At 32.4% G+C, this 10,855-nt stretch carries 11 protein-coding genes; 8 read left to right on the top strand and 3 right to left on the bottom strand.

Going from position 1 to position 10,855, the window contains the following annotated elements:
* The first annotated feature begins 9 nt into the window (after window positions 1–9).
* Window positions 10–279, top strand: a complete 270-nt coding sequence (locus KPL50_RS03630; protein ID WP_216297079.1) for a DUF1294 domain-containing protein — start codon at window positions 10–12, stop codon at window positions 277–279.
* 525 nt (window positions 280–804) lie between these two features.
* Here KPL50_RS03630 and KPL50_RS27375 read toward each other — a convergent pair.
* The 3 genes from KPL50_RS27375 to KPL50_RS03620 form a co-directional block, all read right to left on the bottom strand.
* Complete coding sequence (locus tag KPL50_RS27375) at window positions 805–933, bottom strand: hypothetical protein (protein WP_290443191.1); 129 nt, start codon at window positions 931–933, stop codon at window positions 805–807.
* A gap of 139 nt (window positions 934–1,072) precedes the next feature.
* Window positions 1,073–1,615 carry a VanZ family protein gene (locus KPL50_RS03625; RefSeq protein WP_216297078.1) on the bottom strand — a complete coding sequence of 181 codons (543 nt, stop codon included), beginning with the start codon at window positions 1,613–1,615 and terminating at the stop codon, window positions 1,073–1,075.
* Window positions 1,616–1,653: 38 nt separating this feature from the next.
* Window positions 1,654–2,439: a nitrilase-related carbon-nitrogen hydrolase gene (locus KPL50_RS03620; protein ID WP_216297077.1), complete on the bottom strand. Its 786-nt coding sequence runs from the start codon at window positions 2,437–2,439 to the stop codon at window positions 1,654–1,656.
* Window positions 2,440–2,765: 326 nt separating this feature from the next.
* Here KPL50_RS03620 and KPL50_RS03615 point away from each other — a divergent pair, with 326 nt between their 5' ends.
* From KPL50_RS03615 to KPL50_RS03585, 7 genes are all read left to right on the top strand, one after another.
* Window positions 2,766–3,602 carry a YihY/virulence factor BrkB family protein gene (locus tag KPL50_RS03615; RefSeq protein ID WP_216297076.1) on the top strand — a complete coding sequence of 279 codons (837 nt, stop codon included), beginning with the start codon at window positions 2,766–2,768 and terminating at the stop codon, window positions 3,600–3,602.
* A gap of 1,386 nt (window positions 3,603–4,988) precedes the next feature.
* Window positions 4,989–5,657 carry a sugar transferase gene (locus tag KPL50_RS03610; RefSeq protein WP_216297075.1) on the top strand — a complete coding sequence of 223 codons (669 nt, stop codon included), beginning with the start codon at window positions 4,989–4,991 and terminating at the stop codon, window positions 5,655–5,657.
* A gap of 50 nt (window positions 5,658–5,707) precedes the next feature.
* Window positions 5,708–6,757: a mannose-1-phosphate guanylyltransferase gene (locus KPL50_RS03605; RefSeq protein WP_216297074.1), complete on the top strand. Its 1,050-nt coding sequence runs from the start codon at window positions 5,708–5,710 to the stop codon at window positions 6,755–6,757.
* Window positions 6,758–6,777: 20 nt separating this feature from the next.
* The gene (gene gmd, locus KPL50_RS03600; RefSeq protein ID WP_216297073.1) at window positions 6,778–7,902 is read left to right on the top strand and encodes a GDP-mannose 4,6-dehydratase; all 1,125 of its coding nucleotides are present in this window, start codon (window positions 6,778–6,780) and stop codon (window positions 7,900–7,902) included.
* Window positions 7,903–7,914: 12 nt separating this feature from the next.
* Window positions 7,915–8,847 (top strand): GDP-L-fucose synthase, encoded by a 933-nt coding sequence (locus KPL50_RS03595; RefSeq protein WP_216297072.1) that lies wholly within the window; start codon window positions 7,915–7,917, stop codon window positions 8,845–8,847.
* 8 nt (window positions 8,848–8,855) lie between these two features.
* Window positions 8,856–9,440: a DapH/DapD/GlmU-related protein gene (locus KPL50_RS27370; protein ID WP_290443190.1), complete on the top strand. Its 585-nt coding sequence runs from the start codon at window positions 8,856–8,858 to the stop codon at window positions 9,438–9,440.
* A 118-nt stretch (window positions 9,441–9,558) separates the two neighbouring features.
* Window positions 9,559–10,794: a glycosyltransferase family 4 protein gene (locus KPL50_RS03585; protein ID WP_253200430.1), complete on the top strand. Its 1,236-nt coding sequence runs from the start codon at window positions 9,559–9,561 to the stop codon at window positions 10,792–10,794.
* Window positions 10,795–10,855: the final 61 nt, after the last annotated feature.

Genomic DNA, 10,855 nt, shown 5'->3' with positions numbered 1-10,855 from the left:
GGAAAAAACATGAAATTTTTGTTGTATTATATTTTAGCTATTAACTTATACGGTATTTTTGTGATGTATTCAGATAAGAAGAAATCAAAAAAGAAGAGCTGGAGAACGCCAGAAAGTACTCTTTTCATTATAGCTTTTGCGTTTGGTGCTTTGGGTATATTTATGGGTATGCGATTATTTAGGCATAAAACTAAGCATAATAAGTTTGTTATAGGAATACCTATAATACTGATAGTTCAATTGTTTATATTCTTTACATATATTTATAAATTGCTGTAGGAGACAATAAAAAGTGCTATAAAACATATTTCAAATTAGGTTTAAAATGTGAGTAAAAAATGATTATATTAGCATGAAGGAGTTAACGATGAACGGGATATATTCATGATGAAAAAGAAATTTTCTGATAGAATTTATATTTAGACTTAATTCGTGCCTGTGTATAACTATTCTGTTAATTAGAATGAATTTCATAAAATTTGGAGTTATTAGCATCGTATGGCTTATTACATGTACATTTAAACAAAGTTATCCTCTTTATGTGGATAACTTTGCTTAAATTGTGGATAAATTTTTAATTATCTGAAAATTTATTATCTAAAAATATATTATAATATTAACTTTTCGCTATTAAAATAATCTAAATTTCTTAATATATTGAAAAAAATTCCTTTAATTCATAATAATCAATACTGCTAGAAATATGAAAAATATAGCTCAATTAAAACTTGTAAGTAAAAAAAATTAGCCTGTTAACTTTTTTTTATAAAAGTTGCAGGCCTTATATTTTTGATAAAGAATCATTTACTTTATTATATCTACTAAATCGGTAATTCCATTTCTTTCAAAGGTATCTCTAATTACAATCTCGAAAAACTCATTAATCAAGTCAATATCTTCAGTTTTAGGTCTGCTAATTTCTATATTTATCATAAACAAAACTCCTTATCTTGATTTTGATTTTATTACCATCTATAACTTATAGTTTTAATAACTTATTCAGTAGCGAAACTGAAAATCTTCGACTTCACTTAATCCGTGTTTAATCTCATTCTTAATCTATTGTGTAAAATTATACAGCGAACAATTCATTAAAACTCTCTGCAAAACCAATCATCATAAAAGAGAAAATCATAATTAAAAATACAGTACTAATTATTTTTTTTGATACTAATTTAGATTTATTCCCTATTTTGTATGATAAAAAACCTATGGTAGCTCCTAGTGAGTTTACAATTATATCTTCTATATCAAAACTACCAAGGTATGTTATCATTTGAAGAATTTCTAATGAAAATATAGAAATCAAAAAAATAAATATAAATTTGTGATATTTATTACCAAATATCATAGGTATTAGTATTCCAAAAGGTACAAAGGCTAATAGATTACCTAAACTAAAAATCCATGATTTAAAAATACCAAGTGATAAACCTTTTGGATACCATAAAGGTATTCGAGTAGGAATTACTGAAAATCGATATTCTCGAAGGGTGTTACCCATATGTCTACTGAATCCAAAGAACATAAAATAGATTATGGCAATTGTATAAATTATTAATAATGTTAGTTTAATTTTTTTGTTTGACAATAAATTTCGTCTTTTTATATTCATAATTCTTACTCCTTAGTTTAATAATAGCATATATTTTCCTATTTCGAGCCCGCTGATAAATTAGAATACAAAGCTTCTTTTCTATCTTCTTTAAGCCTAAAGGTTTCCCTAATCTGAGTAACATTCTCAGTGCAGATATCAGCTATAATTAGACCATCTTCCATATATAAGCTACTTATTATATTTCCTAGTGGATCTACTATCATGGAGTCCCCACTGTAGGTTAGAGCATTTCCTTCCCCAACTCTGTTTATACCCGCTATATAACATTGGTTTTCTATAGCCCTTGCTTTTAGTAGAGTAATCCAGTGTTCACGGCGCTGGAGTGGCCAGTTAGCTGCGACGGTAATTAAGTTCGCAGTCTTTGAAGCTATCTGAAATATTTCTGGAAAGCGCAAATCGTAGCAGATGAAAGGGGCAACAGTAAAACCAAAAGCATCGAAAAATTCTATTTGATTTCCACTTTGGTAAAATTCAGTTTCCTCTCCGAAGGAAAAAGGATGGATTTTAGTGTAGTTTACAAGGTCTACGTTAGAGGGAGCCACTACAGAGTATTTATTTTTACTATTAGAAGTACCTTCTACATATCCAAAGCCTATGAAAATATTAAATTTAGAACTCATCTCTTTAAAGAATTCGGTGGTTTCATCATTAATCTCTCCTATTAAAGAGGTATTCATAGAAAAGCCTGTTAAAGTCATTTCAGGGAAAAGTATCATATCCACCTTTTCTGAAGCTGCCTGCTTTATGAATTGCAACGCAGTTTCACTATTCACAGCTTTATCTTCAAAGGCAATATCTAATTGGGCTAGTGCTAATTTCATGCTAAGGACCTCCTCTGATGTAATATCTTCATATAATACATATTATATCAGAGTAATTACAAAATGCGTATAGTTACTATCGCCCCTGAGACAGTACGTCGAATAAGTGCGCTAGGAAATTTTTCATAGAATAAACTTAGGGTCTGTTAACGAATGCTCTACTATCAGAACATCCTATATGGCGGACCTTCATGGGTTGATTAGCCTACCGCTGGATAACTTATTGGAATATAAATACACTTTAGGTTATAATATTAGAATATAGAGATTATTAATAAATCTCAGCGGATCATTGTTGATTGTAAACTGAAAAGGGTGGTGACTATATGTTTAAGGATTTAAAAAGACTTGTATCAAGGGTTATTGATGATGATATTACTGCCTTGGCAGCTCAGGTTACTTATTATTTGTTGTTATCTTTTTTTCCTTTTCTATTACTGCTACTTAGCATGCTGGGGTATAGTGATTTAAAGAGTAATGATGTGTTAGTATATCTAAGCCAAATAATGCCTAAGAGTACTTTTGATTTAATTTACACTACGGTTATAGATGTCTTTGATAAAACAAGTGGTAATTTAGTATCACTAAGTATAATAGGTTTATTGTGGACTGGGTCTAGCGGATTTAGAGCTATAATAAAGGCATTAAATAAAGCCTATGATGAGAAAGAAACAAGACCTTACTGGAAAACTCTAATTATATCTGTATTATTTATGGTAGGTCTGGCCTTGGTTATCATAGGTGCAGTAGCCTTAGTAGTATTTGGACAAATGATAGGTGGAGTGATTGTAAATAAGTTTCATGTATCTAGTAAGTTCATATTAAATTGGGATATCATAAGGTACGTAGTAACTCTAATAGGGATGGTGTTTATATTTGCATCCTTGTACCATTTTACTCCTTGTAGAAGAATGACCTGGAGAGAAGTAATGCCGGGGGCTACTTTTAGTACTTTAGGTTGGTTGTTATCTTCTTTAGGTTTTGCATATTATGTGAATAACTTCAATAACTATTCTAGTGTATATGGCGGTATAGGAGGAGTTATAGTGCTTATGCTGTGGCTTTATATTACCTCTATTATAATATTACTGGGGGGAGAGCTTAATGCTCAGTTAGCGTTTGATAGAGAAGGTAAAGAAAAACCCAAGTGCAAAAAATATTAAGGGGAGTAATTCTCCTACGTGCCTTGCAATCGGACTTAAAACAGGAAATTCGATTAAGAAATTCTAATGCTTTGCTCATGTAAAATTCTCTAACACTCACACTCGGCGTCCTGCCTCGGGTTCGTAAGCCTGCCGTCCTGGCAGGCTTACGAGGATTTTACATTCGCAAAGCAAGAATTTCTAAATCCAATTTCAATAGTTTCTGCGTATCTTATTGCAAGTCACTTCGGAGAAATTCACACTTAATAGTTGGAGAGGGAAGGGAAATTAAAAACAAAAATCAAATCTTTTGCTTATGTAAAATTATATAGCGTTCACCCTGGCTGTACTGCCTCGGGTTCGCTAGCCTGACATCCTGTCAGGCTTACGAGGATTTTATATTCGCAAAAGAAGAATTTCTAAATGGAATTTCAATGTTTTTTCGCTTCTTTATTGCAAGTCACTACGGAGAAATTCATACTTAATAGACGGGGAGAGAAGGGAAAGAATCCGAAGGAAGAAAATCTATTTTTTCTATTATATGAAATTATCCAACTGTCACATTCGATAGTTATTGCGATTTTTTATTGCAAATCACTTGTCGAAATTTATACTTAATGCGTACAGAAGGAAATCAAAAGAGAACGAAAAAAGAATTATCACTCTTTTATTCATGTAAAGTTCACAGAATGAGGGATTGTTGGGGTATTGAAAGAATTTAGAGTGACTATTTAAATTATAATCATAAATGTGAAAGTATGAAATCAGAAGTAACCTTCTGGTTTTTTTTGCGTCGAGTTATAGAGGTCCTTATGGGTGCAGTAAGACCAAGGGGGGCACTATAAGTTATAGGCAGAAAGGGTGAATTAGAGGGTAAAATACATCATCACACTACTGCGGTGATATTCAAATTATCCATATTTATCAGAAAAGATTTAATTAAATTAAAATATAAGTCGAGAAAAACAACAAAATTGGAATAATAAAGAAAATAAATGTCGTAAATATTGGATTTAATAAGATTTTAACCAAACTTAATGAAAAATTAACACTTATTTTGTAGAATTATGGTATACTCTAAATTATAGAAAAAAAACGCACTAAATTTAATATTTCTTTAATTACATACAAGATATTAGAAAAAAGATCATGTTTTTTAAATGTGAAATTAATAAAAAACGAGATAGTATTATTGTCCATACATATAAAATTAAAACCTAAATACATAACACTTTAGATAGTGTATATATTTTTAGAAATATCATTTACATGAAATTACATTTTTTGAATATAGTTTTAAAAATGTAAAATAACTAGTGGTTAACTTTATATTGCAGTACATGGTTATTAATGCAATAGATTGATAAATTGAAAATTTGCATATTATAAAACAAGGAGGGAATATAAATGCAAGAAACAAAGACAGATTCAAGAGTTACACAGGTGGAGTTTGTAAAAGAGAATGAGAAAAACCTAGGATATTTTATAATTAAAAGAATAATTGATATTGTGGGCGCACTGTGCGGGATTTTAATAATAAGTCCAGTTATGATTGTGGTGGGTATTTGGATTAAGTTAGATTCCAAGGGGCCTGTTTTTTTTGCTCAGAAAAGAGTTGGACAAGATGGCAAAAGATTTTTGATGTATAAATTTAGATCTATGTGCCCAGATGCAGAAGTTCTTCTAGATGATCTTGAAGAGGATAATGAAATGTCAGGACCCATGTTTAAGATAAAGGAAGATCCAAGAATAACTAAAATAGGAAAGTTTATTAGAAAGACAAGTATAGATGAGTTGCCTCAACTTATAAATATATTAAAGGGCGAGATGTCACTGGTTGGACCAAGACCAAGTTTGCCTAAAGAAGTAGCGCAGTTCACCCCTTTTCAAAAGCAAAGATTAGTTGCTAAACCAGGCTTAACTTGCTATTGGCAGGTTGGGGGTAGGAGTGATGTTAGCTTTGAAGAATGGATGGAAATGGATGTTGAGTATTTAAAGGATAGAAATACGCTTGTAGATATAGTACTTATTTTTAAAACTGTTGGAGTTCTATTTGGAGATGAGAAAGCAAGTTAGAATTAGAACAATTTTCAGCTATATTAATTAGTAAGAGGAGGAAAATAAATATGTTATGTGCGTTAATAATGGCAGGAGGAAAAGGAAGTAGATTTTGGCCCTTGTCCACGGAAGAAAAACCTAAACAGTTTTTGAATCTTACAGGTGAGGATACAATGATTCAAATGAGTGTGAATAGATTAGTGAAGCTTATTCCTATAGAAAGAATATTTATAGTAACGGGAAGTCGTTATATGGATTTAGTTAAGGCGCAGCTACCTAGTTTGCCACATAGGAATATTATTATAGAGCCAGTAGGGAAGAACACAGCTCCTTGCATAGCGCTTTCGGCTTTTCACATTAATAAAATATATGAAGATGCAACTATTGCCGTATTACCCTCAGATCATCTTATAGAAGATGAGGAGAATTTCCTTGAAGTATTAAACTCCGCGGATGCTTTTGTAAATGAGAATAAAGAAGCTATAGTAACTATTGGTATGAAACCAGATAGACCAGAAATCGGCTATGGCTATATAAATTACGGCCATATGAATTGTAAGGTAGCTGGGAATGAGGTTAGACATGTTGAAAAATTTGTTGAAAAACCAGATTTACAAAGGGCTGAGGAGTATTTAAAAGATGGAAACTATCTTTGGAATGGTGGAATGTTTATTTGGAAGGCTGCGAACATCTTAAGACTTACAAGGCAGCATTTGAAAAATACCTTTGATGTGCTAAGTGAAATAGCTGGGGCCTCAGATGAAGATTATAGTAGAGTACTAGAGGAAAAATACAATAATGTAGACAACATATCTGTAGATTTTGGAATTATGGAGAAAGTGGAAGACATATACGTTATTCCAGCAGATTTCGGATGGGATGATGTGGGTAGTTGGGAGTCTGTAGAGAGATATAGAGAGAAAGACTGCGATAATAATGTTTGTATGGGTAATGTACGTAACATTGATTGTAGCAATAATATTATTATTAGTAATGGTAAACCTATTGTTATTGCGGGACTTAAGGACATATTTGTGGTTGAAAATGACGATATGATATTTGTTGGAAATAAGGATGAAATGGAAAATATGAAGGAACTAAAAAGTAGAATTAGTTAGATTGAAAGGGAGTAATATATATGAAAAAAGCATTGATAACAGGAATAACAGGACAAGATGGATCTTATTTAACAGAATTATTATTAGGAAAAGGTTATGAAGTACACGGAATAATTAGACGTGCTAGTTCTTTTAATACAAAGAGAATAGATCATTTATTTGAAGATCCAAAGATAGGAAATAAAACACTATTTCTTCATCACGGAGATTTAACGGATTCAAGTAATCTGAATAGAATAATAGAAAAAGTTAGACCAGATGAGATATACAATTTAGGTGCTCAAAGTCATGTTCAGGTATCTTTTGAAGTGCCAGAATATACTGCAGAAACAGATGGAATAGGTACACTTAGGCTACTGGATGCTATAAAAGAGAGCGGACTCAAATGCAAATTTTATCAAGCTTCCACATCAGAACTATTCGGTGGGCTGCCAGGTACTGCACCACAAAGTGAAAAAACACCTTTTTACCCAAAGAGTCCTTATGGAGTAGCTAAATTATACTCTTATTGGATGACTGTAAACTATAGAGAAGCTTATGATTTGTTTGCTTGTAATGGTATATTATTTAATCACGAATCCCCTAGACGTGGAGAAACCTTTGTTACTAGAAAGATAACAAGAGCAGTGGCTAGTATTATAGCAGGTAAACAAGAAAAACTATCTCTTGGTAATATGGATGCAAAAAGAGATTGGGGCTTTGCAGGAGACTATGTAGAGGCTATGTGGTTGTTGCTTCAACAAGATAAGCCACAGGATGTTGTTATAGCTACTAATGAAACTCATACTGTTAGGGAATTTGTAGAACTGGCTTTTAAGGAAGTTGATATAGAGGTAATGTGGAAGGGCACAGCAGTAGATGAAAAAGGATATGATAAAGAAACTGGAAAGCTTTTAGTTGATATAAATCCTAGATACTTTAGACCTACAGAGGTTGAACTGCTTTGGGGAGATTCCACAAAGGCTGAAACAGAACTTAATTGGGAAAGAAAAGTTAGTTTTAAAGGACTAGTTAAGATGATGGTAGATGCTGATATGAGAGCAATAGCTGGAATTAGTTCAGAGGAATTTATAGCTGGAATAGATGATGAATTTATAGATGAAGAGGATTATGTAGCTAGAGCAAAAGCTGCGGTAAATATGTAAGGAAGTGTTGTTATGAATAAAAATAGTAAAATTTATATAGCTGGAAATCGCGGACTTGTAGGGTCCGCTATAGTTAGAAACCTTAAACAAAAGGGATATACAAACATAATAGAAAAAACTCATAGCGAGTTAGATTTAATGGATAAGCAAGCTGTTCGACTTTTTTTTGAAACAGAAAAACCTGATTATGTAGTCCTGGCAGCGGCGAAAGTTGGCGGAATTGGTGCTAATAAAACCTACCCAGCTGATTTTATATATGAAAATTTGGAAATACAAAATAATGTTATTAAAGCTGCACATGATTTTAAGGTTACAAAGCTTTTGTTTTTAGGAAGCTCATGTATATATCCTAAAATGTGCCCTCAACCAATTAAAGAAGAATATTTATTATCAGGATATCTTGAACCAACAAATGAAGGCTATGCATTAGCTAAAATTGCTGGGCTTAAGATGTGTCAGTTTTTCAAAAGACAATATGGTGATAATTTTATAAGCTGTATGCCAACTAATCTTTATGGTCCCAATGACAATTACGATTTGAATAATTCCCACGTTATGCCTGCACTTATTAGAAAATTTCATGAGGCTAAGGTTAATAATGATAAGGTAGTTGAAGTTTGGGGAACTGGGAAGCCACTAAGAGAGTTTTTATATGTAGATGATATGGCAGATGCTTGTGTTTTCCTTCTAGAAAACTACGATGGTGAAGAGCATGTGAATGTGGGAACTGGCAAGGAGCTCACTATAGGGCAATTAGCAGAGATGATACAGCGGGTTGTTGACTTTAAGGGTGAATTAAAATTTAATAGTGATAAGCCTGATGGCACTATGAGAAAGCTTCTAGATGTAAGCAAGCTTGAAGAGACAGGATGGAAGTACAAGGTGGAACTAGAGGATGGAGTTAAGATGGCATACCAATGGTTCAAAGAAAACTATAAGGGTTAGGAGATAAAATGCTTAAATTTAAAAGTAATTACTTTAAAGTGTTTATGAAATTTAATAAGGTTGAATATGGAGAGCATTTAAATTTAATTGGATTGCCTGTTATTTTTAAGCAGAAAAAGGCAGAGCTAAGCCTAGGTAATAACTGTACTATAAAAAGTGATTTCCTATCTAATTTAGTTGGATTATATCAAAGAACAATAATTGTAGCTAGAGAAGGAGGAAAAATTCACATTGGTAATAATGTGGGGATTTCCGGGGCTACAATTTATTCTAAACAATCTATCCAAATTGGAGATTATACTAATATAGGTGGAAATGTTAAAATATTGGACCACGATTTTCACCCTATTGAAGCAGAAGCGAGAAAAATGAATAATATGAGTATGGTAGCTAAAAAAGCTATTGTCATTGGAGAAAATGTTTTTATAGGCTGTAATTCACTTATTTTAAAAGGATCAGAAATAGGAGATAATTCTGTAGTTGGAGCTGGCAGTGTGGTAAGTGGTAAATTCCCAGAAAATGTTATTATAGCCGGCAACCCTGCTAGAATAATCAAAAGACTAGACAGTAATTATGAATTAAACAGGTTTTAAAATTTTTTTTTTGCAAGTGACAATTAAACAATAATATTACGATCAACAATTAAACAATAACATTACAATCGACGATTAAACAATAACATTACAACTAGACAATCAAAAGGAGCAGATTATGAAGAGAAAACTATTAGTGTATGCACACTATTTTTATCCGGATGTAGCCTCTACTGGGCAAATATTAACAGAGTTATGCGAGGGCCTTCGGGAAGAGTTTGAAATAACCGTAATATGTGTTGTGCCTAGTTATGATGGCAAGGTGGCAGATAAATATAAAGGTAAAAGAATACATAAAGAGGAGTATAACGGTATGCAGCTTATACGTGTTAGAGTGCCTGAGTTTCAAAAGAAAAATAAAATCAGCCGCGTGAAAAACATTTTAGCATACTTTTTTAATGCAATAATTGCTACTTTTAGTGCAGGAAAACAAGATGTGGTTTTTAGTATATCTCAACCACCAATTTTAGGTGGATTACTAGGAGTAATAGGTAAGACGCTAAAAAGAGCTAAATATATATATAATATTCAAGACTTTAATCCAGAACAAACGGAAGCTGTAGGCTATTCTAAAAATAAATTTATATTGAACTTTGCAAGGGCCTTAGATAAATTCAGTTGCAAAAGAGCTGACACTGTTGTGGTAGTAGGAAGAGATATGCAGCAAACACTAAGGGCGAGATTTGAGGGCCAGGAGACTCCAAATAATGTTGTTATAAATAACTGGATAGATGAAGAGCAGATATATCCACTATCACCTCTGGATCCAAAGGTAGTTTCTTTTAAAGAGAAATACGGATTAAAGAATAAGTTTGTATTCATGTGTTCAGGAAATATTGGTCTTTATTATGATTTAGAAAATATTATTAAAGTTATTGGTGAGTTTAAGCATAGCACGGATGTGGTTTTCGCCTTTGTAGGGGATGGCACTATGAAGCAGACACTAGTTGATTATGTGGTCAAGCATGATATGAGCAATGTTAAATTCATACCTTATCAGGATAAAGAGGATTTAATTTATTCCTTGAATGCTGCAGATGCACATCTAGTTACTAATGCTAAGGGCATAAAGGGTATTTCCGTACCTAGTAAGATTTATGGGGTAATGGCATCAGGAAAAGCAGTTTTAGGAATACTCGAGGAAGATTCTGAAGCAAGGCTTCTAATTGAAAATTGTGAGTGCGGCATGTGTGTATGCCCAGGTGATTATTCGAATATCAAATCTGCTATAAGTGAAATTCTCGAAGACAAAGCTTCCTTTAAAAAACTGGGAGCAAGAGGCAGAAAAACCATAGAAGATAAACTTAAAAAGAATAGTTCAATAGATAAATACGCCCAAATGCTTAATAGTTAATATTGCAGCACCACAGGTGATGATTTATAGATAGATTTGCAGAAATGCGTAGTAATAGATA

This window comes from Clostridium sp. CF012, assembly GCF_018861755.1.
Lineage (GTDB): Bacteria > Bacillota > Clostridia > Clostridiales > Clostridiaceae > Clostridium_AD.
Note: the sequence above shows the minus strand (reverse complement) of the source record. Positions and strands in the feature narration are given on the sequence as shown.